The following is a 24,701-nucleotide window of genomic DNA, read 5'->3' as shown; positions in this document are numbered from 1 at the left end:
CACGGAGCGCCCATGGAACGTAGACGCTATGCCATTGAACTGGGCTACGGCGCGGACCTGCACGGAGAGGACATGACCAAGGCGGCCCTGCGGGCCGTCAAGGACGCCATGTCCCGCACATGCCTTTGCGGGCTGGTGGAGGTACACGGTCGCGACCGCTTTTCCGGAGTGCATGTGCACGTCGAGGTCGCCGTGCCGGAACCGCTGCAAGTGGATTGTGACGAGTTGGTCAGGGCGGTGCCCATCGGCACGGTGTCTGCGCAGGCGTGCCAGGGCGGCATGCGGGCAAAGGGGCTGGAGGTGGAGTGCTTCGGCCCCGGTTGCAGCGATATCGTCTGCGCCTGCGCCGTCCTGACCGTGTACGTCGACGAAAAATAATCGGCTGTTCGGGCGGGTTCCGTCCGATCGACAATGTTTCAACGGCCCATAATTGGAGGAATTTTCATGAAACCGAGCAAGAAGATGATGGTGGACATGTTTCGGACGATGAACAGGATTCGGCTGTTCGAGACCAAGCTCCAGGAGTTTTTCGCGGCCGGGAATATTCCCGGATTCGTTCACCTCTACCTTGGTGAGGAAGCCGTGGCCACCGGGGCCTGCGCCTGCCTTACGGACAAGGACACCATTACCAGCACCCACCGGGGCCACGGACACCTCATTGCCAAGGGCGGTAACCTGAACCTGATGATGGCCGAGATTTTCGGGCGCACGGACGGCTATTGCAAGGGCAAGGGCGGTTCCATGCACATTGCCGACAGAGACCTGGGCATTTTGGGCGCCAACGGCATTGTGGGCGGCGGCGGTCCCCTGGCCGTGGGCGCTGCCATGGCTGCCAAGTACAAGAAGACCGACGACGTCACCATCTGCTTTTTCGGCGACGGCGCGTCCAACCAGGGAACCACCCAGGAAGCCCTGAACTGGGCCAGTGCCTGGAAACTGCCCCTGGTCTTTGTAAATGAGAACAACGGCTACGGCATCTCCTGCCCGCAGTGCAAGTCCATGGCCGTTACCGATATTGCAGACCGTGCCGCAGCCTACGACATGCCCGGCGTGGTGGTGGACGGCAACGATGTTCTGGCCGTGCACGAAGCCGTGGGCGAAGCGGTCAAGCGTGCCCGCAAGGGCGAAGGCCCCTCGCTTGTGGAATGCAAGACCTATCGCTGGCGCGGCCACTTTGAAGGTGACGCCTGCACCTACCGTTGCGACGAGGAACTCAACGAATGGATCGCCAAGGATCCCATTCCCCGGTTCGAGGAAAAGCTGGTGGAGAACGACATCATGAGTGCTTCCGATGTCGAGAAGCTCAAGGCCGAAGTGCAGAAAGAGCTGGAAGAGGCCGTGGCCTTTGCCGAGAACAGCCCCGAGCCTGCAACCTCGGACCTGATGGAAGACGTCTACGCCTAGCGGCGCTCGTCTGATTGAATTCATTGGCCGAGTTCGATGACCGAGTTCAAGCAACGCATAAGCAACGGAGAAAAATAATGGCCACCAAAACCTATTTGCAGGCGCTGAACGACGCGCTTCGGCTGGAAATGCAGCGTGACGAAAACGTATTGATCTTTGGCGAAGACGTGGGCCAGTTTGGCGGCTGCTTCGGTGTTACCCAGGGCCTCTTCAGCGAATTCGGAGAGGAGCGGGTGCGCGATACCCCCATCACGGAAAGTGTCATCGTGGGCGCGGCTGCCGGTGCCGCCGCTTGCGGACTGCGGCCCGTGGCCGAACTGATGTTCGTGGACTTCATCGGCGTTTCCTTTGACCAGCTTTTCAACCAGGCCGCCAAGATGCACTACATGTTCGGCGGCAAGATCAAGGTGCCCATGGTGCTGCGCATGCCCCAGGGCGCGGGCATCGGGGCTGCTGCCCAGCATTCCCAGTCTCTGGAATCCTGGTTCATGCACGTTCCCGGCCTCAAGGTCGTTATCCCGTCGTCTCCGGCCGATGCCAAGGGGCTTCTGCTGGCCAGCATCCGTGACGACAACCCCGTGGTCTTCCTGGAGCACAAACTCCTGTATGGCGTGTCGGGCGAGGTGCCGGAGGGCGATTACACCATTGAGATCGGCAAGGCCGACATCAAGCGCGAAGGCACGGACGTGACCATCGTGGCAACATCCAAGATGGTCTACTCTGCCCTGGCTGCCGCCGAGCAGCTGGAAAAGGACGGCATCAGCGTGGAGGTCGTGGACCCGCGCACCCTGCTGCCTCTGGACATGGACACCATTCTGGATTCCGTAAAGAAGACGCATGCCCTGGTTGTGGCTCACGAGGCCGTGGGCTTTGCCGGACCCGGTGCTGAAATAGCGGCCCAGGTTGCAGAGCAGGCCTTCGACTATCTCGACGCCCCGGTTACCCGTGTGGCCGCGCCGTTCTGCCCGGTTCCCTTTTCGCCGGGGTTGGAACAGGCATACATCCCCGCGGAAGACGATATCATCAAGGCAGTGAAAGGATTGCGTTAACCCCCTCATGGCGGGATGCCGGTCTTTTTCTCCTGGCCGGCTCCCGCCTGCAACCGCTCGGAGCAAAGTGTGCTGAAGACTGCGGCCATAGTGGCCAATCCCTCGTCAGGCAAGGACATCCGACGGCTTGTGGCCCATGGCAGCGTGTTCGACAACCAGGAAAAGGTGCGCATGGTGCGTCGCCTGCTCCTGGGGCTGGAAAAAGCCGGAGTGGAGCGCGTGCTGCACATGCCCGATGCGTACGGTATCGTCAGCCGGGCCATGGATTCCATTGCGCCGGACATGCGGGTGGAAGCCATAGAAATGCCCGTGCGCAACAGCCAGGAAGACACCATCCAGGCTGCGGAAATAATGGAAGCCAAAGGGGCGGGCTGCATGGTCGTGCTGGGCGGCGACGGGACCAGCCGGGCTGCCTGCAAAGGCACGCGCAACCTGCCCATTCTGCCCCTGTCCACAGGTACCAACAACGTTTTTCCCCAGATGATAGAAGCCACGGTGGCCGGGCTGGCGGCCGGACTGGTGGCGTCCGGGCAGGTTGCGGCGGAAAAGTGCTGCTACAAAAGCTGCCTTTTGGAAATTTGTATCAACGGCCAGCCCGTGGATATCGCCCTGGTGGACGCGGCGGTCTATGCCGATGTCTTCATTGCCTCGCGCGCCGTCTGGGACATGGAACTGGTGCCCCAACTCTTTATGACCCGCTGCCGTCCGGATTCCATCGGCCTTTCCTCTGTGGGCGGGCAGCTGGTCCACATCCGGCCCGAGGAACCCCGCGGCCTGGCCCTCAATTTGGGGCAGGGGCGTGAATGCATGGTGGATGCGCCTATCGGTCCGGGCATGTTTGCCCGCGTGGGGGTGGACTGTATGGAGGAAATGCCCCCCGGCAAGGTGTATCCGGTTTCGGTTGCCCCCTGCATCATTGCCGTGGACGGCGAACGCGAGGTGGAAGTTAAGCGCAACATGCAGGCCGGAGTACGTTTGTCCGTGGACGGGCCGCTTGTGGTGGACGTACGGGCAACCATGGAATATGCCCGAGAGAGTGGACTGTTCGTGCACAGATAACGATTTCAACCGAATACGGAGGCAGACCATGAGTGATGTATTGAAAGCGGCGTTTCTGTTCATAGCCCCGGAAGCAGACCCTGAAACCCACAGGCAGTGGGTAAAAACTCCTGCCGTCCATGTGCTTTCCATTGCCGTAGGAAGCTACGACCAGGCCGTGGAGACTGCCAAAAAGCTGGTGGCGGAAGAGGGCATTGCCGCGTTCGAGCTGTGCGGCGGATTCGGCAACAGGGGAACAGCCATGGTGGCCGAAGCCGTGGATGTGCCCGTGGGCGTGATTCGTTTCGACATTCATCCTGGGCTGGGCAATGTCAGCGGCGACACCTTGTTTTAGTAGGCTGCCGATAACGGCACGTTAGCTGCGTTGCCTCGGCACATTCAAATCCCTCGCGTATACAAAAAATATGCGTCGGGCTTGAATGCGCCTCGCGCCTTGCTCTCGCACCATTCTCGACAGCCTTGTCGAAGCATGTTGGGCATGCAAGCGGTGTACTTTTGTGGGGAGAAATAACGTTGCTCATGTTTTGAGGGGAAGAGATTTTTACCGGGGGAGATGATCTCCCCCAGCCTCCCACGGCCCCCCACAGTACGCAGCACGGCAAAAGGCCGGGCAGACAACCATCTGCCCGGCCTTTTGCCATTCTGCGGAATGCGGGGGAGGGAAAATATGGGATCAGCCCTTGGCGAGCACGTGTTTGTCCAGGACAAAGCAGGTGAATTCGCCGCTGAAAACGTGCATTTCGTCACGCAGGACGTCCACGTCCACAATCTGCTTGCGGCCTTCCTGACCGGAGCGGACCGTGGCCTTGGCCAGGAGTTCTTCTCCGGCCTTGACCGGGGCGAGAAATTTTGTGCTGGCCGCGCCAAGCACCACGTTGGGATGGTTTACGGCCAGCATGGCCGCATAATCGGCCAGGCCAAAGACGAATCCGCCGTGGACCAGGCCGCTTTCATCCGCGGTCATGGAATCCAGGGTGGTCATTTTGACCGTACTTTTGCCGTCGCCGACCTCAAGAGGGGTTCCGCACAATGTGCGGTCTATGGCTGTGTGTGTCTGTATATCCATGGATTTCGCTCCTTTTCGTGCGCTTTAATACACTGTTTCTCCGTCCGGGCCGCCTGGCCGAGGGAACATTCGGCGGGGGATGAACGGCCCGGACGGGGAAACAATAAACATGCTCACCCGGATTATCAAATTCTCCGGCGTGGTCCACCACGCGCGGTATCCTTGCGAAATCGTGTTCCCCCGCCGCCATAAGCGGCGTGAGCGCATCTGAAAATCATGTTTTTCAGATGAGCGGACATCCCATTAATCGAACAGGTCTTCAATTTCCTCGAACACGTCGCCCATGTACATCATCTTGGGCGAACCGCCCATGGCGATTGCCAGCATGGCCGCCTGCAGAATCTCCTCTTTTTCCGCTCCCAGACCCGCCGCGCTTTGCACATGCAGGGAAATGCATTTGTCGCATTGGGACATGAGCGAACAAGCCACAAGGATCAGCTCCTGGGTTTTGGGGTCCAGGGGGCCGGATTGGCCGATTGTTTTGGTGAAGTTGAGGTAGCCTTTGAAAACTTCCTCGGCGTTTTTCTGCATTTTTGCCAGGGTCATTGCTGCTTTTTCTGCTGCATCCATGTGTATCTCTCCTGAGGATGTCGGTTGATTCCAATACATCCCCTTGAGCAAGGAGCATGCCTGAAAATACGCCGTGGTAATTTCCTATAAAAACAGTATGTTAGTTTATTTGCTGCAGAGAGTGTTTCATTTCATGGCATTTTAGGAAGAAATAGTGATCGAGATTGGAACACAGACAAAGAGGCCGCGTGGTTTATCCACGCGGCCTCTGGAGTGCGGCTGCTGCCGCAGATGATGCTATGAATGTAACGGAGGCGAACTAGCCGTTTTTCAGCTGGACGATAAGGTCGTCCAGATTTTTCGCCAGGTTTGCCAGCTCGCCTACGGCATGGGAGGAATGCCGCATGGATTCCGCTGTCTGGGCGGCAATGCGGTTGACCTCTTCGGTGCTGCTGTTGATCTGCTCGCTGACCGCGGACTGTTCTTCACTGGCCGTGGCAATGGCCCGTACCTGGTCGGCCGTGGAATCCACAATGGTCAGAATGCTTTGCAGCGCTCCACCCGCCTGATGTGCGTAGCCGGTGCTGGTGCTGATGAGTTCGGTGGTGCTGCCCATGTCGGAAATGGCCAGTTTGGTCCCTTCCTGAATTGCGGCCACGGACTGTCCCACTTCCTTGGTGGCGGTCATTGTTTTTTCCGCCAGTTTGCGGACTTCGTCGGCAACCACGGCAAATCCGCGTCCGGCATCACCGGCGCGGGCGGCTTCGATGGCGGCGTTCAGGGCCAGCAGGTTGGTCTGGTCGGCAATATCGGTAATAACGGTCATAACCTGGCCTATGCCCTCGGCCTGCTTGCCCAGAGTGTTCAGGCTGTCGGCCATGGCGTTTGCCTTGGCGTCCACCTGATTGATGCTCTCCACCACATTGGCAACGATATCACTGCCGTTGCCGGCTTCCTTTTTGGCGTCGTCGGCGCTTTCCGCAGCCTGGGATGCATTGCTGGCAACCTCCAGAACCGAGGCGTTCATCTGCTCCATGGCGGTGGCCGCTTCCGTGGTGCGGTCTCGTTGGATGGAGGAGCCGTTGGCGGCTTCCTGGATCTGTCCGGAAAGCTCCTGCGAAGCGGCAGTCACCTGGGCGACGATTTCTTCAAGTTCCCCGGCGGCATGGAGCATGCCTTCCCTGCGTGCGCGTTCGGCCTTTTCCTTGGCTTGCTCCGCGGCATGCATGGCCTCCTCCGCCTGCTGGCTCTTTTCCTCGGCTTCCTTGGTCTTGGATTCCGCCGTTCCGATCACCTTTACCAGCTCTGCGACCATTTCGGAAAAGCTGGTGTGCAGTGTCAGCAGCTCTCCCTTGAAGAACCGCTTGTCGGGAACCGCTTCGTAGTCGCCCTTGCTGACGGCTTGGGCGCCGGTAACCAGCAGTTTGACCGGACGCACAAAGCCCTGGGCAATGAGCAGGGCGCCGATGAGCAGCAGAACGGCGAGTCCGGCACCAATGAGCAGAACGCGCTTGAGCATGACGTTTGCGGCTTCCAGCACTTCGGCCTTGTCCGTTATGTAGACCAGCTTCCAGCCCGTGGCCTTGGAAGTGATGACCGATATGAGCTTGGGAACTCCGTCGATGGAGGTCCTGATGATACCATTATCCACCCCGGCAATTTCCTTGAGGGCCGGAACGTCGGTTTCCGAGGCGTTCTTGAAATTCAGTTTCGGAGCCGCAGGGTCGGAAAGGATAACGCCGTCGCTCTGCATCAGCAGCACGTAACCGGTGCGGCCCAACTTGATGTTGGCCGTCACCTCGGTAAGCGTGGCCAGATTGATGTCGATGCCGATGACGCCGACAACCTGTCCCGAGGCGCCCCTAACCTTGGTGGTAATGGTGCTCATGGCCTCGCCGGAAGTGCCCACGTATGCCTTGGACACGACGTTGTTGGAAGAGGAGGCCTGGGTTTCCTTGTACCATGGCCGCTTGCGCGGATCATAGTTTTTGAGGGTATCGGGCGGGTACATGGTAAAACCGCCGTCGTTCATTGCCAGGTAGGCGGCTGCGTAGTTGGGGTGGGTTTCCGTGATATCGGCGTAGGAATTGTACAGGTTCAGCTCGAAGGGGTTCATGGTGGCGGGGTCGATTTTCGGCCGCGCGTCCGAACCGAAATATTTGGAGAGCTGGCCCGAGGCGTCCTTTCCCTTGAGCTGCCGTGCCAGGTAGTCCGCATTGTTTTTGGCAGAGGTTACAAATTCCCGGATGAAATCCTCAATGCGTTCAAGCTGGATGACCGAGCTTTGTTCGAAGCTGTTCTGTGAATACGTGTTTATATTGATGTATAGAACGGTCGATATGCTGCCGATTGCCAAGACGATGGCGGCAAGAAAGGAAAGGATGAGTTTGGAACGCAATGATAGGGACATTGATACCTCCGCAGTAGGAGTGCTTAAAAAAGCTGTCTCTCTGGTTTTGTGTTAACCGATTGACATGGATTGATGTTTGCTTCTTTTCCCAAAATGGACGTCGAATTTTGCGAAAAAAAACGAGGATGGTGTGTTGGGCTATAAAGAAAATAATCCCTTTTTGTAAAGGGTCAAAAGTTGTTTGTACAATCAATTTTGACGTGAATTCGGGCAGCTTCAGACAGGGAAAAAGGGGGAGGGAATTTGTCTCGTTATAGACACAGCCTGGATTTTAACAGGATTTCTTAATGTGTTTTTGAAAAGTAAAAACAAGTACAATTTTTTTTAAATATGACAGAAAAAATCAAAATGTAACATAGTAAGTGGAAAAAATAAGAGGGTTTTAGATTTATAATCAAAATGCTCGGCATTTTCCAACATCTGGCCCATTGTTTTGTTCGTAGATCGCATCAAATCGCATCAAGGCTGGAGAATAATCAAAGCAGGCGGGGGCCGCGCATGGTACATACAGACGAGCCGTTTCGCCGTGTCATTGGGAAGCCGGCGCGCGGGGCAGCCATGATGCCATGTTTGCCGCGGCTTTGCTTTCGAACGGCACCATGCTATTGGCGGTTTGTTCGATAATAATGCCGGAATACATATTTCCTGCCGAGGAGGAAGACTGCCGCATGCGTACCATCCGATGCTTCTTGTTGTTTTTTCTTACATGCCTTGTCGCGCTTCCGGTCCAGGCCCAAACCAGCCAGGCCCAGACAATCCGCATGGGCGTTCTGCCCGCACTCGGCACCATGCCTCTGCGCGTCGCCACCTCCGACGGGCTGTTTAAAAAACGCGGGCTGGATGTGAAACTGGTGCCCTTCAACAGCGCCTTCGAACGCGATACGGCCATGCGTACCGGAAATATCGACGGGTATTTCGGCGATCTCGTGGCCGCCGTGCTCATGCGCAAGGCGAATGTGGACGTGCGCGTCATCACCGTGTGCACCCGCTCCACACCGGGGCAGCGCATGTTCGGCCTGGTCACCTCTCCGAAAATGAAAGATCTGCAGCCCGATCAGCTCAAGGGGCGCACCGTGGGGCTGTCCACCTCCACCATCATCGAATACCTCCTCGACCTCATGGAAAAGAAAAATATTGTTCCGGCCGGAGCCATGGAGCGCGTGGACATTAAAAAACTGCCCGTGCGCGTGCAGATGCTCATGAGCAACAAGCTCGACCTGGCCCTGATGCCCGAACCTTTGGCCAGCCTGGGCGAATTCAAGGGCGGCAAGGTCTTGGGAACAGATGAAGAGCTGGCCATTCCCCTGACCATCCTTCTGCTCAGGACCGACCTGGCGCACAATCCCGAGCTGACCGGAAAGTTTCTGGCCGCATACAGTGAGGCCGTGCGGCGGCTGGCGGATCACCCCGAGAAATACCGCGATCTGATGGTTTACGAGTGCCGTATTCCCAAGCCTCTGGCCCCTGATTTCCCCATGCTGCATTTCCCCGCGCCCGAACTGCCTACTCCCAAGGCCGTACAGAGCGTGCAAACCTGGATGATGGAAAAGAAGATCATTCCGGGAGCCTACAGCTACGAGCAAATAGTGGCGGAGCCCCGTTAGCGCATGTTGAGTGCAGAGGGGGTGGGCAAGTCCTTTGCCGGGCGGCCCGTACTCAAGGATATCAACCTTTCCGTACACAACGGCGAGACTCTGGCCGTTGTCGGTCCCAGCGGCGCGGGAAAAACCACGCTGCTGTACATGCTTTGCGGTCTTGCCAGGCCCGACCAGGGCGTCATCCGGCTGGACGGCGGATCGGTGGACCATGGTCCGGGCAAGGTGGGCATCATCCTGCAGGACTATGGGCTGCTACCCTGGAAAACCGTGCTGGACAACGTCTCCCTCGGCCTCAAGATTGCCGGTGTGGCTGCCAAGGAACGGCGGGAGCGGGCCCTTGCCCAGATTTTCGAAGTCGGTCTGTCCGGGCGTGAAATGGACTATCCCGGCTGCCTGTCCGGGGGCGAGCAGCAGCGCGTGGCCATTGCCCGCGCCTTTGCCGGACGGCCCAAGGTCCTGCTCATGGACGAACCGTTTTCCTCCCTGGACGCCATAACCCGCGAAAAGCTCCAGTCCACGCTGCTTTCCATGTGGCGGCGGACCAACATCCCCTATGTGCTTGTAACCCATAGTGTGGAAGAGGCTGTCTTTCTCGGCGCGCGCATCATGCTGGTTTCCGGGCGTCCGGCAGAAGTCCGCGAAGTTTTCGACAACCCTGGTTTCGGCAGCCCCGATCACCGTGATAGTGAGGAGGCGTTCGGCCTTATCCGGCGGGTGCGCAAGGCCATGGAGGCGCACTTCTGATGCATATGGGATCGGTTCTGCGCTATGTTTTTGTTCTTGCCGTCATTGCCTTGCTGTGGAAGCTCCTGGCAGGCGTTATTCCGTCGGGCGTTCTGCCCCAGCCCGAAGCCGCGGTGGCCGCTTTTCTCGTGGCCGTGCAGACCAAATTCTTCTGGATAAATTTCTGGGCCAGCCTGTTCCGGGCCGGGACCGGCATGGTCCTTTCCTGGTGCATTGCCTTTCCTCTGGGCGTGTTCATGGGGGGAAGCCGAAAGCTGGATTCCCTGCTGGCGCCGTTCGTCATCCTGACCTATCCCATTCCGAAAATCGTGCTCCTGCCCATATTGCTTCTGGTGCTGGGGCTGGGCGATGCCTCGAAAATAGGGATGATCACGCTCATTCTGGCCTATCAGGTGCTGGTGACCACGCGCGACGGCGTCAAGGCCGTGCATCCCAAATACATCGATTCGGTCCGCTCTCTGGGGGCGGGCCACTTTCGGGTCTTCACCGAAGTGCTGGTGCCTGCGGCCCTGCCCCATGGCTTTACGGCCCTGCGTCTGGGCACCGGGGTATCCGTGGCCGTGCTGTTTTTCGTGGAGTCCTTTGCCACGCGCAAAGGGCTTGGCTATATGATCATGGACGCGTGGAGTTCGTTCGACTTTGAGGGCATGTTTGTGGGAATTTTCGGCATGAGCCTGCTGGGGGTTTTGCTCTACGAGATCGTGAACATTCTGGAGCGCCGGGCCTGCCGGTGGAAGTATTGCCAGACAAGGAGCAAGGGGAAATGAAACTGACGGTCCTGTGCGACAACAACAGCATTATCGACCGCTACCTGCTGGCCGAACCCGGACTGAGCTTTTACATCGAAGTGGACGGAAAGCGCATCCTGTGGGACGCGGGGTATTCCGACGCCTTTATTCGCAATGCCGAGCGGATGGGGATAAACCTGCGCGAACTGGACGAACTTGTTCTGTCGCACGGCCATATGGACCACACCTGGGGGCTGGACCCGCTGATGCGGCTGTACATCGAGGCGGCCATAGAGGGGCTGCGTCTGCGCAGGCCGCGGCTGAGTGCGCATCCCGACTGCTTTGTCTCCCGTGGTGCGGACCACCTGCCGGAAATCGGCTCCCAGCATGGCCCGACCAAACTGACCGAGCAGTTCATGGTCAACCTGACGCCAAAGCCTTTCAACCTGACGGACTCTGTTTATTTTTTGGGAACCATTCCCCGGCGTTTCGAGTTCGAGACCATGGAACCCATGGGCGAAATCCGGCAGAGCGGGCTGAGTATCCCGGACATGATACCGGACGATACTGCTTTGGCCTGCAAGACCTCGCGCGGGCTGGTGGTTATAACGGGCTGCGCCCATGCCGGGGTGTGTAATACCGTGGAACATGCCCGCGAAGTAACGGGCGTGGACAAGGTGGCGGACATCATCGGCGGCACGCATTTGTTGGACGCGCCTGCGGAACGGCTGGAGCAGACGGGGGAGTACCTGGCAAAGCTCAACCTGGAGGCCTTCCATCCCTGCCATTGTACGGATTTGAAGGCGAAGATTGCGTTATCGAAATATCTCCCAGTTGTGGAAGTTGGGGTCGGGTTGCGGCTGGAATGCGTGTAGATTGCCGATAAAGGCACGATAGCTGCGTTGCAGCAAAAAATTCAGGGCCTTGCTTTCATGTTTTTTGGGCCGCATTCGGGAGACAAAATTCTCTCTATGGTACCTTTCTAATTCCCCCTTCTCCAACGCAAACAGCCCGGTAAGGAAACCTTACCGGGCTGTTTGCGTTGGGAGTGCGGGGTCCGGGGGGATCATCCCCCCGGCAGGGTGCGGGGCAGAGCCCCGCTTTCTTTTTTACTTCGCCATGGCGTTCATGGCGCGTTGGGGATTGGCCTCCACTTTTTTCAGGATGGCGTTTACTTTTTCCTGGGGCAGCCAGTCGATGCGCCCGGTATGGACGTCGTAGATGGCGCCGACCACGCGGGCGGTATCTGCCTTGTGCATTGCGCGGGCAGTGGGGCTTTTCATAAACAGGTCTTCGATGCCCTGCCAGACGTTCTGCTCTATGGCAAAGGGGATGATGTCCTTGCCGTGCACGTCCGGGTGGTCCTTTATGGCTTTTTCAACTGCGGGCTGGATGGGCGCGACCAGGGGCGGGATGTTGCGTTCCAGGGCGTGCCCGTGGCCTTGGACAGCGTTGGCTACGGCGGTGACTGCGCCGCACTGGGTGTGGCCGAGCACGACCATGACCGGGGTGTGCACGTGGGCAATGCCGTATTCGATGGAGCCTGCCTCGTCTGTATTGACCACGTTGCCTGCCACGCGGATGACGAAGATATCCATGATGCCTGCGTCGAAAAGCAGCTCGACGGGCACGCGGGAGTCGGAGCAGGTGAGGACCGTGGCAATGGCATGGTCGCCCTGGTCTTCGGTTCCGGCCTGGTACAGGCGTTGGCCGTCAATGTGGGGATGGCGGGATTTGCCTTGGATGAAGCGGCGGTTGCCTTTTTTCAGAATCTCCAACACCTGGTCGGGGGAAGGCTTTTGCACTTTGGCGGCGTGTTCGGCGTTCGACGCCATGCTTGTGCCGGTGAGGCCGAAAGATGGGCTGAAATTTAGGCCCAGGGTCAGCATCAAGACCAGGATGGCTCCTGCCATCCGGTGCGCAAAGGACATGGTCATGGTGTATCCTCCTTGAGTCCGTGGATAGGGTTTTGGGACTTTAGGTATAGCTGAAACAATGGGAGGACGCCAGAGACTAGGCCGCGTGATTTTCGCCCCCAGCAGCGTTAACTGCGGATTTTGTTCGCGGTCCGTAGCAAAATCTACTGTCCCACTCACAAAATCCTTGTCGCCTTGCTGGAAACGAAACTTACGCGGCCTGGAAGGGAGTAGGTGGGGAAGAAAAAAATACTAACCTGGTAGGTTAGGCGCTGATAATGGAAGGGCAGCTTACGAGATCTAGGCAAAAAACAGTTAAAAAGTTCTGGAAAGGGGAGCGCGAGGGGAAGAACCTCTTTCAAGAGGTTTGCCCCTCGCGTTTTATCTCTATTGCCCTATTTATCCCGCTTCCCGGCCATCCATTTGACTTGTCGGCAGATGCCCATAAGCAGGTTGTATTCGTGTCGTTTCAGGGAGAAGCGCTGGAAGAAGCGGCGGACGGGCAGCATCCAGTAATCGGGGTTGTCGCTTTTGAGAAAGTCGATGGCGAGCAGTGCGTCCTGGATTGCGGAGAAAAGTGTTTCCTGTTCCTGGTGCGTGGCCTGGCGGGAGGAGGTGGAGTTTCCGGGCTGTTGGTGGTGCCCGTGGAAGGCGCGGAAGGCTTCGTACAGCAGGATGAGCACGGCCTGGGAGAGGTTGAGCGAGGTGCCTTCCTGCGAGGTGGGGATGTTGATGAGCCGTCCGCAGGTGGTGGTTTCCTCGTTGGTGAGGCCTTTGTCTTCCGGGCCAAAGACCAGGGCGATACGTTCGCCGGAGGCGAGTTTTTCGGCCATTTCCAGCGCGGCCTTGTCTGGCGTGAGCACGCCTTTGCGCCAGCCGCCCATGCGTGCCGTGGTGCCGTAGGTGGACTGGAAGTCGGCCAGGGCGGTGTCCAGATTGGGCACGATGGTTGCGGATTGGAGAATATGTTTGGCGTGAACCGTGGCCAGGGGAGCGGCCTTGTCTTGGTCGAAGTTTTGCGGGTCCACCAGAATAATGTCGGAGACGCCCATGTTCAGGCAGGCCCGAGCCACGGAACCGATGTTTTCGGGATATTTGGTCCGTACCAGGACCACGGAGATGTTCATGTCCATGGGCAGGGAGATAGCCAAGGAGGGCGGGATTGTAAATGATTCTCCCGGCCGGAATGGGGATGGGAGGGGTTTTTTTCCGGCCGGGAGAAAGGAGTGAGTTCAGGCCGGGATGATTTCGTAGCGGAGCATACGGAAGGCTTTGCCGATTCTGGGGACCAAGCGGCCGACAAGGCCGAGCATGCCCCAGCGTTTGGTTTCCTGGTTCATATACAGGGTTGTGTCCTTATGGCGCAGGCGGGGCGACCAGGACTCGAGCTCCTTGTCGTTGTCCAGCCCCCATTTGAACATGGCATTGGTGTCTTTGACTGTTTCGTGCCTTTTGGTGTTGCGGCAGGCCGTGGACGAGCAGGCATCGAAAATGATTTCCCCGGCCTGGAATGCATTGGCCATGGAGCAAAAGAGCGCGTGGATGGGGGCCTCGTCAAAGTACATGAAGACGCCTTCGGCCACGATGCACACCGGGGTGTTGGGGTGGCGTTGGCGGATGGCTTCCATCCAGCCGGGGTCGAACATGGAAATGGCCATGTAGGGATTGCGCTCGGCGGAAGGAATGAGGGATTCGCGCAGTTCAATCACTTCTGGCAGGTCTATTTCGTAGAATGTTCCCTTGCCCGTATCGATCCGTTGGAAGCGGGTGTCCAGGCCGCAGCCCAGGGAAATAACTACCGGATCGTCGTGGCGGGTGATGAAATTGTACACCTGTTCATCAAAATGTCGTACCCGGATGGCGGTTCCCACCTGGCTGGCGCGTTTGCCTTTGAAGCGCTCCAGGTCGCATCCCAGCTGCTCTACGATATCCGCGGCCATGGGATCGACCATGATGGGACTCGGATGTGCAGCTTCCAGAGTCCGCATGGCCAGTGGAATGATCAGGGTATCGGAAACAGCATCCTGCAGAAACGGTTCGTTTGTTGTCATGGTCGCCTCCTGTGATGGTAAAAAAAGAAGCTGCTTACTGATATTGATAGTCGATATCAAATGTCAACAGTTTTTTTATCACATAAAAAACGCCCGGAAACCGAAGCTTCCGGGCGTTGCAATCGAAAGTGCGGGAGAAGTGGATCAACCCGCTGTGCAAAGGATCAGCCGCATTTGGTGTAGCCGCAGTCCTTGCAGATGTGGCAGCCTTCCTCAAATACCAGCGTTGCGCCGCATTCGGGGCAGGCGGGACGGACCAGCCCGTTGCTCTCCGACTGATTGATGGGCGTGTCGCTCAGATAGCGGGTGCGCAGTACCCAGGCCACGGCGTCGGGAATGGATTTCAGCAAGCCTTTTTCGCGGAATACCGGGTGCTCGCCGCCGATGCCTTCCAGCTGTTCGACCACTTCGCGGGGGTGTACGCCGGAGCGGAAGGCCAGGGAGACCAGGCGTCCGATGGCTTCGGCCTTGGCAGTGATGGAGTGGCCGGACTTGCCGATGGTGGCAAAAACTTCGAAGGGACGGCCGTTTTCCTCATTGATGGTCAGGTAGAGGTGGCCCAGACCGGTGCTGACCCGCTGGGTGAATCCGTAGACCACGTCGGGCCGCTCACGCACGTTTTTTTCGTCCTTGTCCTTTTTCTTGTCCTGGGCATCGCCCGTGCACAGTACCTGCGAGGCCTTGCAGCCGTCGCGGTAGACGGTAACGCCCTTGCAGCCCTGTTCGTAGGCCATCCAATAGATGCTGCGGATGTCCTCCACACTGGCGGAGTGGGGCAGGTTCACGGTCTTGGATACGGCATTGTCCGTGTGCTTCTGGAACGCGGCCTGCATCTTCAGGTGCCAGGAGGGCTCGATGTCGTGGGAGGTGACATAGACCCGGCGCAGGGATTCGGGAAGATGGTCCAGATGCTGGACACTGCCCTTTTTGGCGACCTCTCCCAGCAGCACCTTGCTGTAGGAGTCGGTTTCGCGCAGCGCGGCTTCGAAATGGGGGTTGGTTTCCACCAGCTCTTCGCCGTCCATGACGTTGCGGGTAAAGCTCAGGGCAAAGACCGGTTCGATGCCCGAGGAGCAACCGGCAATGATGGAGAGCGTGCCCGTGGGCGCAATGGTCGTTGTGGTGGCGTTGCGGTAGGGGCCCAGGTTGCTTTTGCCAAAGGTGGATTCCCCATAGGCGGGGAATGCGCCGCGTTCCGCAGCCAGCAGCTTGGAGGCGCTCTTGGACTCGGCCTGGATGAACTTCATCATGCGTTCGCCCAGGTTCAGGGCTTCCTGGCTGTTGTAGGGGATGTTCAGCAAAAAGAGCAGGTCGGCCCAACCCATCACGCCCAGGCCTATCTTGCGGTTGGTGCGCACTTTTTCGGCAATGCTGTCCAGGGGATAGCGGGAGGCGTCGATGACGTTGTCCAGAAAACGTACGGAAAGATGGACAATGCGGGCCAGCTCTTCCCAGTCCACTCCGTCCTTTGTCTGGGGATCGTGCAGCAGGGAAAGGTTGATGGAGCCCAGGTTGCAGGCCTCGTAGGGCAGCAGGGGCTGTTCCCCGCAGGGGTTGGTGGATTCGATCTCGCCCTGGGCCGGGGTGGGGTTGTCGCGGTTGATGCGGTCCAGGAAGACGATGCCGGGATCGCCCGATTCCCAGGCGTTCTGCACCAGCAGGTTGAAGACCTCGCGGGCGTTCAGCTTGCCCTTGGACTTGCCCGTGTGCGGGGCAATGAGGTCGTAGTCGTCATTGTTTTCCACGGCCTTCATAAAATCCTCGGTAAGGGCCACGGAAATATTGAAGTTGTTCAGTTCGCTTTCACGCTTCTTGGCGCTGACGAACTTGAGGATGTCGGGGTGGTCCACCCGCAGAATGCCCATGTTCGCACCGCGCCGGGTACCGCCCTGTTTGACCTGCTCGGTGGCGGTATTGAAGATCTTCATAAAGGAGATGGGGCCGGAAGCCACACCGCCCGTGGAGCCGACGCGGGAGCCTTCGGGACGCAGCCGGGAAAAGGAGAAGCCCGTTCCGCCGCCGGATTTATGGATGATGGCGGCGTTTTTCACGGCGTCGAAAATTCCGTCCATGGAGTCTTCCACGGGCAGTACGAAGCAGGCGGCAAGCTGTCCCAGGTCGGTGCCCGCGTTCATAAGGGTGGGCGAGTTGGGCAGAAAGCGGCCCTGGATCATCAGGTCGTAGAAGTCCCTGGCCAGGTCCTTTGCCGTGCAGGAAGAGTCCTTGTATTTTTTTTCTTCGGCGGCAATGGCGGAAGCCACGCGCCAGTACATTTCCTTGAGGGTTTCCTTGGGAGCCCCGCTCTTGTCTTTGCGCAGGTAGCGTTTTTTCAGAACGACTTCTGCATTGATCGGAACCTCGGGATCGGCAAGATCGGTAGGCATGGGAAGTTTCATCATCTTTGGCAATATCTCCTAGATAGTAGCTTTTATTTATGGTCGCTATGAAAGACAGTATAGCGTTTTCTGGGCAAATGTCAGCACCCGCGTTATCCCGCGCCAGCTCTTGGTTTATTGTGGCAAGCTCTTTTGAGTCTGCTTGTCTGATAGGCCGGGTGGGTGTAGTGGGGGGGCATGAAACCGAGCAATTCATCCTGTTCCGCTTCGGGAACCCAAGGTAACCCGTTGATTCAATTGGAAAACGTTACGGTCACGCGCGGAGGAAAACAGCTTTTGCGCGGCCTGGACTGGGCCTTGCGCCGTGGCGAGCACTGGGGTGTTTTCGGCTGCAACGGTGCAGGCAAGTCGACGTTTCTGCGCGTGTTGCGCGGCGACATGCCTCCCGATTTGGGCGGAAAACGCACCTATTGCCTGGACGGCGAACCGGTCGGTTCTCCGCTGGGACTGCGCCAGCGCATCGGCTTTGTTTCGCCGGAACTGCACTCCCGCTATATGCGCCAGGCCTGGAAGGTGAACGGGCTGGAAGTGATTCTGGCCGGATTTTTCGATACCCAGCTGCTGTACGAGAAACCCACGCCCGCACAGATCCGGGCGGCGGAAGAGCTGCTGGACGAGCTGGGCGCGTCCTGGCTGGCCGGGTGCGCGCTCTGCCGCATGTCCACGGGCGAGCTGCGCACGGTTCTGCTGGCGCGTGCCCTGGTGGTGCGCCCCGACGTGCTGGTATTGGACGAATGCATGGAAGGGCTGGACGCCGCTGCCGTGCCCGGCATGCTGGCCGCCATAGAGCGGGCCGCGTCCATGACCACCATTGTCTGTGCGGCCCACCGCCTGGACCAGGTGCCCGCCGTGGTGGGCAAATCCATGCTGCTGCGCGACGGCGAAATGGTCTGTGGCGGAGATGCGGGCGAACTGCGCGAGCGGATAGGCAAGGAACTATTTTCCCAGACCACAGCGGACGTCCCTTCTGTCCGTCTGGCGGAATTCCCCAAACCTTTTTCAGAGTCCCCGACAACGCCGACAACGCCGGAAACGGCCGGAGCACCGGGTGGCGACTGTCTGGTCCGGCTGACCAATGCGGATGTGGTGTTGGAAGGCACCCGCATCCTGGAAAACATCAACTGGGAAATCCGCGATGGCGAATGCTGGGCCGTGGTCGGCCGCAACGGAGCAGGCAAATCAAGCTTGCTGCGAGTGCTGTGCGCCGAGCTGCCCGTTCATCTGGGCGGGGAGGTGCGGTGGTTCGAGCAGGAAGGGCTGCCCAACGTGGTCGACGTGCGGCGGAAGATAGGTCTGGTCTCGGACCGGCTGCAGTCGCTTTACGAGTACGACCTGACCGTGCACGAACTGGTGCTTTCCGGCTTTTTCAGCAGCATCGGTCTGTACGAAGAGGCCAGCGAGGAGCAGCATCAGGCGGTAACCGACATTCTGCATTCCATGGGGCTGGAAGAACTGGCCTCGCGCTCCATGTACTCGCTTTCGTACGGCCAGTTGCGCCGGGCCTTCATTGCCCGGGCCCTGGTGTCCGGCAACCGGCTGCTGTTGCTGGACGAGCCGCTTTCCGGGCTGGACCCTGCCTCACGCCGGGACATCCGGGCCCTGTTGAGCGAACTTTCCCGCGCTGGCTACACCCTGGTCTACGTAACCCACCATCAGGACGAGTTCCCTCCGGAATTCGACCGGCTTTTGGTGCTGGACAAGGGACGCATTGTCTACAAGGGGCTGCGGTCCGCGTATTCCGGGGACTGAGTCTTTCTTAAAAGCAGAGCAAACGCCGCACCTTGGACTTTCCATGGCGCGGCGTTTTTTGTTGTATGGGGGCAGGGTGGCTATCCCGCCATGCGCATGATTTCCTCGGCATAGCGCTGCTTGAGGGCGTCGAGGTATTCCTGGCTCTGCGGCCCCTTCCAGGTGACAACCTCCATGAAGCGCTTGGGGATGCGTGCCTTGCGTGGGTCGTAGCCTGTGCGGGCGCGCAGGTTCCAGCGCATCTGCTGCACCCTGGCCGAAGCTTGGCCCATGGTCCCGGCCAGCTCGTCCAGGCCGACGCTTTGCAGGCACTCGCCGATAAGCTCCTCGCTGTACACGCCGCGGGCAAAGAGGCAGGAGACCAGGCTGGTCAGCAGACAGCGGGCCTGCTCGTCTTCCACCATGAAGGTCACGGCCTTTTCCACGTCATGTTCCTTGTGCTTCTGGTCGTAGGAATAGCCGCCCGAGTCCAGGTGCGAATGGCGGAAGCCCATCCCCTGGGCCACCCAGAACACTTCGCCAGTGGCGTATCCGGCCATTTCCTGACCAAGAACGCAGGCGTAGTCGCCTCCGCCGTAGATGTCTGCCGCATGCATGGCCCCCTGGGCCAGGGCCTTGTAAAAGTCGTTGGATGCGTGGCCCAGGTGCCAGACGGCCTTGCGGTAGGCCTCGGTACTGCCAAAGGCCAGGGGAAGCTGGGTTTCTTTCTCGGAAAGGACACCCTTTTCCATGGCTTCGGTGGCCCAGGCCAGGGCCACGCCCGCGCTCATGCAGTCCAGCCCCTGTTTTTCCACTTCATCGAGGAGCAGCAGCACGTCGCCGCCGTCGTACACGCCGAGCATGGCGCCCATGGCAAAGATGGGCTCGTGGTCGTAGGTGACCTGTTTATACATGAAGCGGTGGTCGTCCTGGAACTGGCGGCGCAGCATGCCCAGGTGGATGCAGCCCACGGGGCAGCCGGAACAGGCCGCGTTGCGCAGCAGCAGGTCTTTGGCAAAGGTTTCGCCGGAGATGTTCGCGGCCCTGGGGTCCGTGGTCTTTTGCAGGTTTTCCAGGGGCAGGGATTTGAGCTCGTTGAGCGGGACCACGTTAATGGGCGTTCCCAGGTTGTGGTACTTGCGCATCATGTCCGTGGCGGTCATGTCCTCGTAGACCTTGCGGAAAAGTTTGTTGTAGCTCGTGTCGTCCTTGGGCAGGGCCATGTCGGCATCGCCATGGATGACGATGCCCTTGAGATTCTTGCACCCCATCACCGTGCCCGAGCCAAGCCGCCCGAAGTGGCGGAAGGTGTCCACGTTGATGCAGGCGTAGCCCGAACCTGTTTCTCCGGCAGGGCCTATGCGCAGAGTGCTCCGGTGGCCCGAACCACCCGGAAAGGTGCGGCGCAGGATGCGGCCAGCCGTAAGCGCGCTGGCCCCCCACAGGAAGGTCGCGTCCTTTATCTCGAACCCCCGGCTGGTGACGCATACGGCGGAAGGATGGGGGGCGCGGCCGGTGAAGACCACGGCCTCGTACCCGGTAAAGCGCATGGCAAGGGCCATGCGGCCTCCGGCATGCGATTCCGCGTATTGCTGGTGATAGGGGGATTTGAAGCCGCAGACCACCTTGCTCATAAGCGGAAAATACCCGGTAAGCGGGCCTATGGCGAAAATGAGGGGCTGGTCCGGGTGATCGTAGGGGGCGTCGGGTAGTCCGAATTCGTTGTACAGGGCTGCGGCCAGTCCACTGCCGCCTATGCATTCATTGACGCTGCCGAAGTTGAGCACATCGGCTTTGCCCGATTCCAGGCGGATTCTGAGAACGCGGAACGGTCTGTCAGCCATTGTCCGCCTCTCCTGCTTCTTCCACCTCTGGGGCGGTGGGCTGTGCAGTCGGTGGTTCGGCCATGTCCGGAAGGCAGGTGCCCTGCTGGCAGACATGGGGGTGCTTTTTTATAAGTTCCAGGCAGCCGTGCGGGCAAAACTGCACGCACCGTCCGCAATGGATGCATACGAAGATATTTCCCAGTTCGTCTTCGGCAATGGCGTCCACGGGGCAGGCGGCAATGCATTTGCCGCAGCGGATGCAGAGATCCTTTTTGACTTTGACGCCCCCCTCCTTGCGGTTGGTGAGCGCCTCGGTGGGACAGGCAATGGCGCACGGCGCAGGGTCGCAGGCCAGGCAGAGCCGTGCTTCATAGCCCGTGGTGATGCCGCCGCTGGACCGGATGCGGATGCCCGCACTGCTCCAGGAGAGTTTTTTGTGCACAAGCCGGGCGCATGCCAGCGAACACGAATGGCAGCCTATGCAGCGGTCCATCCGTGATGCACGCAGGACCTTCATGCTTCCTCCGAGAGCTGGAAAACCCCTATACGTTGAGACAAGGGTAGCAAAAATACCATCCCGGGGCAGTTATAATAGTGTATGGAGTGGAGACGTTTTGTAGGTATACACTAAATTCTGCCGAATAAAAGGGTCAGCTCCCTGAGCTTCTTTTCCAGCGTGCCGTCCAGTTGGTGGGGCGCAACCCGCCAGCACCAGTTGCCGTTGGCTATGGAGGGTGTGTTCATACGGGCTGTCTCGTCCAGGCCCAGAAGATCCTGCATGGGAAAAACCGCCAGATGGGCGCACGAGGACATGGTGAGCCGTACCAGGGACCAGGCGATGTTGTCCTCGGTGGGGTCCAGCCCCAGATACTCGGCCAGCCGTTCACGGTCCTGTGCCGTGGTTTCGGCCTTGAACCAGCCGCGCGTGGTGTTGTTGTCGTGGGTTCCGGTGTAGGCCACGCAATTGGGCACGTGGTTGTGCAGGGCGTCCACGTTTTTGCCGATGCCGTTGCCAAAGGAGAACTGGACGATCTTCATGCCCGGCAGGTTGAAGGTGTCGCGCAGTTCGCGCACGTCCGGGGTAATGACGCCCAGATCCTCGGCAATGATGGGCAGGGAGGCGAAGCGCGCGGCCAGGGCGTCGAAGAACTCCATGCCCGGAGCCTCGACCCATTGGCCGTTGATGGCGGTCTTTTCACCGTAGGGAATTTCCCAGTACCCGGCAAAGCCCCGGAAGTGGTCGATGCGGATCATGTCGTAGAGTTCGATGTTGCGGCCCACGCGCCGTACCCACCAGTTGTAGTTGTCGCGCTTCAGCGCGTCCCAGTCAAAGACCGGATTTCCCCACAACTGGCCTGTTTCGCTAAAATAGTCGGGCGGCACTCCGGCCACGGCCCGTGGGTGCTTGTTGTGGTCCAGCTTGAAATACTGCGGGTTGGCCCACACGTCGGCCGAGTCGAAGGTGACGTAGATGGGGGCGTCGCCCACCATCTGGATGCGGCGTTCGTTGCAATAGGTCTTGAGGTCGTTCCACTGCACATTGAAAAGATACTGCACAAACTTGATGTAGTTCAGCTCGGTATGCATCTCCCCGGTAACGCGGTGCAGGGCGTCGTGATGGCGGTCGCGCAGTTCGGCGGGCCATTGGTCCCATACCTGGCCGTGGAAGCGGTTCTTGATGACCGTGAACAGGGCGAAATCGTCCAGCCAATAGGCGTTTTTCCGGCAAAAGCCCTGAAACCCAGGATCGCTGTCCAGCCGGTTTTCCCTGTGGCCGAAGGCGGCGCGCAGCACTCTCTCCTTGGCCTGTTCCGCGGCTTCGTAGTTGGCCGTGTGCGCACTGTCGGCAAGGCGCGGGCCAATGTCGCTTTCGTGGATGAACCCGTCGCGTGCGAGTTTGTCCGGGCTGATGAACAGCCGGTTGCCCGCATAGGCGGAGGAACTGGAGTAGGGCGAGTTGCCAATGGCCGGGGAGGTGGGGCCCATGGGCAGGATTTGCCAGACGCTTTGCCCGGCGGCCTCCAGAAAATCTGCGAACCTGTATGCGCCGGGGCCGAAATCGCCTGTGCCGAAATCGCCCGGCAGGCTGGTGATGTGCAAAAGCACTCCGCTGCCACGTCTCCGCATAATGCCTCCCGAATATGTTTGCCGCCAAAAAGCGGTGCGTATGGATTACATTTTTAATCTGGCAGGCTGGTCGAAAAGGTGCAAGGGCCCGCCCCAAGAAAACCAGAGTCCGGCCCCGGAAAACCAAGTCAGGCGCAAGAAAAAGCAAGGCCGACGCACAAAAGGTGCTGTGCGAGGGGGAGTTTTTCCAGGCAGCGCCGTTCTTGCGGCGTTTGCAACAGCCTTATTTGGCCTTGAGCACCAACACCTGCCAGGGCGTCAGGCGGACGGTTCCGTCTTCCGGAAAGACCGGCCCGTGGCCTGCGCCGCCGAATTCCCGCGCCCCGGTATCGAACAGGACGTGAAAACCGTGCCGGGCAAAGTGGCACTCAAAGGAATAGTTTACCGTACGTGCGGAAAAATGAAAAAGGGTCACAACTTCCTTGGTGTGGCAGGTGCGCCGCAGGGCCAGGACTTTCTTGTCCTGGTCCAGGCAGACGTAGCTGTTCCAGACCCGGGCGTCGTCCTCGGGAAAGCTGGCGGCCCGCATTTCCAGCAGCTTGGTGTACATGGCCAGCATCTGCTTGTGGTGGCCCTGGTCGCGTTTGTTCCAATCCAGAACACAGGCCTTGAAGGTTGCCTCGTCGTCCGGGGCGGGCGGGGTGTCGCGCCAGCGGAAGTTGCGCAATTCCTTTTGCCGTCCCTTGCGCACCGCCTGGTTCAGGGCCGGGTTGTGAAAATTCACAAAAAAACAGAACGGATTGTTTTCCGCGTATTCCTCCCCCATGAAGATCATGGGGGTGTGCTGGCCCAGCAGCAGGCAGGCCGCGGCCAGCTTGCGCGCTTCGAACGAAACCAGGCTGTCCAGCCTTTCGCCCCGCGGCCGGTTGCCTATCTGGTCGTGGTTCTGGATGCAGGCCACAAAGGATGACGGCGCAAGGCCGTGGGCCGCAGTTCCGCGGGCGCGCTTCCAGTAGCGCGAGTACTGGCCCGTGTAGGAAAATCCCTGGCTCAGGCTGGCCGCCACATGGTCCAGGCAATTGAAATCCTTGTAATAGCCGTAGGTCTCGTGGGTCAGGGCCGCGTGCATGGCGTGGTGGAAGTCGTCGCTCCACTGGGCCTGCATGCCCGTGCCGCCCTGTTCGCGCGGCAGTACGATGCGGGCGTCGTTGGCATCGGATTCCGCTATCATGCAGAGTTCCTTGCACATCCGCGTTCCCAGCTTGGAGACCATTTCCGTAAGGCAGGACAGGATGGGGCGGCAACTGGTGTCGTACATTTCCTGCACCGCGTCCAGGCGCAGTCCGTCGATGTGGTAGTTTGTGAACCAGTGGTGCGCGTTGGCCAGAAAAAAGGCGCGGACCGGGTCGGAATGGGGACCATCGAAGTTGAGGGCCTGCCCCCAGGGCGTGGCGTAGCTGTCCGTGAAATAGTGGCCGTAGTGGTGCAGTACGTTCCCTTCCGGGCCTATGTGGTTGTAAACCACGTCCAGCACCACGGAAAGGCCGGTACAGTGCGCCGTATCCACAAAATACTTCAGGCCGTGGGGGCCGCCGTAGGTGTTGTGCACGGCAAAGGGAAAAACCCCGTCGTAGCCCCAGTTGCGGCTGCCGGAAAACTGGGCCAGGGGCATGAGTTCCACGCAGGTGATGCCCATATCGGCCAGCTCTTCCAGCTTGTCCGCGGCTGCCTCAAAGGTCCCTTCCGGGGTAAAAGTGCCGATGTGCATCTCGTAGATGGCTGCCTTGGACAGCCGCACACCGGGCGAGCCACAGTCGTTCCAGCCATAGGCGGTGTGGTTCACCACGCAGGAGGGGCCGAACACACCTTGGGGCTGGAAATGGGAAGCCGGGTCGGGCAGCTGTTTGCCGCCCGGCAGTTCGTACAGGTAGTTGGTGCCGGGTGGCAGGTCGGGCACCAGCAGGCTGAAGTATCCGTGGTCCAGCTGCTCCATGGGCAGGCTGCTCTGCCGCGAGGGAAGAAACAGGGATACCTTTTTGCACTTCGGCGCCCATACGGTGAACCGGCAGCCGTTGTCTTCAAAGTGTGCGCCGGGCACGGGCAGGCGCAGATGTTCGGTCAGCTCTGTTTTACGTTCTGTTGTCATCTT

21 protein-coding genes are annotated in these 24,701 nt (G+C 59.3%); 10 read left to right on the top strand and 11 right to left on the bottom strand.

Translation table 11 applies throughout. The annotated features are described in order from the left end of the window. Positions 1-12: 12 nt before the first annotated feature. From ACI0FJ_RS11520 to ACI0FJ_RS11500, 5 genes are all read left to right on the top strand, one after another. On the top strand, positions 13-378 hold the full coding sequence (locus ACI0FJ_RS11520) for a Lin0512 family protein (protein WP_424303408.1): 366 nt from the start codon (positions 13-15) through the stop codon (positions 376-378). Positions 379-444: 66 nt separating this feature from the next. Further along, a complete protein-coding gene (locus ACI0FJ_RS11515; RefSeq protein ID WP_424303405.1) occupies positions 445-1,404 on the top strand; it encodes a thiamine pyrophosphate-dependent dehydrogenase E1 component subunit alpha in 960 nt (319 codons plus the stop codon). Positions 1,405-1,481: 77 nt separating this feature from the next. Continuing rightward, positions 1,482-2,453: an alpha-ketoacid dehydrogenase subunit beta gene (locus tag ACI0FJ_RS11510; RefSeq protein ID WP_424303402.1), complete on the top strand. Its 972-nt coding sequence runs from the start codon at positions 1,482-1,484 to the stop codon at positions 2,451-2,453. 69 nt (positions 2,454-2,522) lie between these two features. Next, positions 2,523-3,512, top strand: a complete 990-nt coding sequence (locus tag ACI0FJ_RS11505; RefSeq protein WP_424303400.1) for an ATP-NAD kinase family protein — start codon at positions 2,523-2,525, stop codon at positions 3,510-3,512. Between the two features lie 28 nt (positions 3,513-3,540). After that, positions 3,541-3,846 (top strand): DUF6506 family protein, encoded by a 306-nt coding sequence (locus ACI0FJ_RS11500; protein ID WP_424303397.1) that lies wholly within the window; start codon positions 3,541-3,543, stop codon positions 3,844-3,846. 339 nt (positions 3,847-4,185) lie between these two features. Here the strand turns inward: ACI0FJ_RS11500 and ACI0FJ_RS11495 are convergent, their stop codons facing one another. The 3 genes from ACI0FJ_RS11495 to ACI0FJ_RS11485 form a co-directional block, all read right to left on the bottom strand. Further along, positions 4,186-4,578 carry a PaaI family thioesterase gene (locus ACI0FJ_RS11495; protein ID WP_424303394.1) on the bottom strand — a complete coding sequence of 131 codons (393 nt, stop codon included), beginning with the start codon at positions 4,576-4,578 and terminating at the stop codon, positions 4,186-4,188. Positions 4,579-4,821: 243 nt separating this feature from the next. Continuing rightward, a complete protein-coding gene (locus ACI0FJ_RS11490; RefSeq protein ID WP_424303391.1) occupies positions 4,822-5,148 on the bottom strand; it encodes a carboxymuconolactone decarboxylase family protein in 327 nt (108 codons plus the stop codon). 259 nt (positions 5,149-5,407) lie between these two features. After that, positions 5,408-7,498 carry a methyl-accepting chemotaxis protein gene (locus tag ACI0FJ_RS11485; protein ID WP_424303388.1) on the bottom strand — a complete coding sequence of 697 codons (2,091 nt, stop codon included), beginning with the start codon at positions 7,496-7,498 and terminating at the stop codon, positions 5,408-5,410. A 668-nt stretch (positions 7,499-8,166) separates the two neighbouring features. Between ACI0FJ_RS11485 and ACI0FJ_RS11480 the strand changes: the two genes are divergently transcribed. The 4 genes from ACI0FJ_RS11480 to ACI0FJ_RS11465 are packed head-to-tail and all read left to right on the top strand — an operon-like array spanning position 8,167 to position 11,443. Next, positions 8,167-9,102 carry an ABC transporter substrate-binding protein gene (locus tag ACI0FJ_RS11480; protein WP_424303385.1) on the top strand — a complete coding sequence of 312 codons (936 nt, stop codon included), beginning with the start codon at positions 8,167-8,169 and terminating at the stop codon, positions 9,100-9,102. 3 nt (positions 9,103-9,105) lie between these two features. Continuing rightward, positions 9,106-9,840, top strand: coding sequence for an ABC transporter ATP-binding protein (locus ACI0FJ_RS11475; protein WP_424303382.1), 735 nt, complete (start codon positions 9,106-9,108; stop codon positions 9,838-9,840). Beyond that, on the top strand, positions 9,840-10,607 hold the full coding sequence (locus ACI0FJ_RS11470; protein ID WP_424303379.1) for an ABC transporter permease: 768 nt from the start codon (positions 9,840-9,842) through the stop codon (positions 10,605-10,607). The genes ACI0FJ_RS11475 and ACI0FJ_RS11470 overlap by 1 nt, the downstream gene beginning before the upstream one ends. Next, positions 10,604-11,443 carry an MBL fold metallo-hydrolase gene (locus ACI0FJ_RS11465; RefSeq protein WP_424303376.1) on the top strand — a complete coding sequence of 280 codons (840 nt, stop codon included), beginning with the start codon at positions 10,604-10,606 and terminating at the stop codon, positions 11,441-11,443. The genes ACI0FJ_RS11470 and ACI0FJ_RS11465 overlap by 4 nt, the downstream gene beginning before the upstream one ends. 234 nt (positions 11,444-11,677) lie before the next feature. On the opposite strand, the gene ACI0FJ_RS11460 is transcribed toward ACI0FJ_RS11465, so the two are convergent. The 4 genes from ACI0FJ_RS11460 to ACI0FJ_RS11445 form a co-directional block, all read right to left on the bottom strand. Beyond that, positions 11,678-12,505, bottom strand: coding sequence for a carbonic anhydrase (locus ACI0FJ_RS11460; protein ID WP_424303373.1), 828 nt, complete (start codon positions 12,503-12,505; stop codon positions 11,678-11,680). Positions 12,506-12,879: 374 nt separating this feature from the next. Beyond that, positions 12,880-13,617 (bottom strand): RNA methyltransferase, encoded by a 738-nt coding sequence (locus tag ACI0FJ_RS11455; protein WP_424303370.1) that lies wholly within the window; start codon positions 13,615-13,617, stop codon positions 12,880-12,882. A 99-nt stretch (positions 13,618-13,716) separates the two neighbouring features. Next, on the bottom strand, positions 13,717-14,535 hold the full coding sequence (locus tag ACI0FJ_RS11450) for a class I SAM-dependent methyltransferase (RefSeq protein WP_424303367.1): 819 nt from the start codon (positions 14,533-14,535) through the stop codon (positions 13,717-13,719). Between the two features lie 164 nt (positions 14,536-14,699). Further along, the gene (locus ACI0FJ_RS11445; RefSeq protein WP_424306548.1) at positions 14,700-16,931 is read right to left on the bottom strand and encodes a vitamin B12-dependent ribonucleotide reductase; all 2,232 of its coding nucleotides are present in this window, start codon (positions 16,929-16,931) and stop codon (positions 14,700-14,702) included. 177 nt (positions 16,932-17,108) lie between these two features. Between ACI0FJ_RS11445 and ACI0FJ_RS11440 the strand changes: the two genes are divergently transcribed. Continuing rightward, positions 17,109-18,680, top strand: a complete 1,572-nt coding sequence (locus ACI0FJ_RS11440) for an ABC transporter ATP-binding protein (RefSeq protein WP_424303364.1) — start codon at positions 17,109-17,111, stop codon at positions 18,678-18,680. Positions 18,681-18,760: 80 nt separating this feature from the next. Here ACI0FJ_RS11440 and ACI0FJ_RS11435 read toward each other — a convergent pair whose 3' ends face one another. The 4 genes from ACI0FJ_RS11435 to treZ form a co-directional block, all read right to left on the bottom strand. Then, positions 18,761-20,503 carry an aldehyde ferredoxin oxidoreductase N-terminal domain-containing protein gene (locus tag ACI0FJ_RS11435; protein ID WP_424303361.1) on the bottom strand — a complete coding sequence of 581 codons (1,743 nt, stop codon included), beginning with the start codon at positions 20,501-20,503 and terminating at the stop codon, positions 18,761-18,763. After that, positions 20,496-21,002 carry a 4Fe-4S binding protein gene (locus ACI0FJ_RS11430; RefSeq protein ID WP_424303358.1) on the bottom strand — a complete coding sequence of 169 codons (507 nt, stop codon included), beginning with the start codon at positions 21,000-21,002 and terminating at the stop codon, positions 20,496-20,498. Before ACI0FJ_RS11430 ends, ACI0FJ_RS11435 begins: the two co-directional genes overlap by 8 nt. A 110-nt stretch (positions 21,003-21,112) precedes the next feature. Beyond that, positions 21,113-22,612 carry a 4-alpha-glucanotransferase gene (malQ, locus tag ACI0FJ_RS11425; protein ID WP_424303355.1) on the bottom strand — a complete coding sequence of 500 codons (1,500 nt, stop codon included), beginning with the start codon at positions 22,610-22,612 and terminating at the stop codon, positions 21,113-21,115. Positions 22,613-22,835: 223 nt separating this feature from the next. Beyond that, positions 22,836-24,698, bottom strand: coding sequence for a malto-oligosyltrehalose trehalohydrolase (gene treZ, locus ACI0FJ_RS11420; protein ID WP_424303352.1), 1,863 nt, complete (start codon positions 24,696-24,698; stop codon positions 22,836-22,838). Positions 24,699-24,701 lie beyond the last annotated feature (3 nt).

Source organism: Desulfovibrio sp. 7SRBS1 (genome assembly GCF_049723905.1).
In the GTDB taxonomy this organism is placed as follows: Bacteria; Desulfobacterota; Desulfovibrionia; order Desulfovibrionales; family Desulfovibrionaceae.
This window is presented reverse-complemented; position numbering and strand designations above follow the sequence as displayed.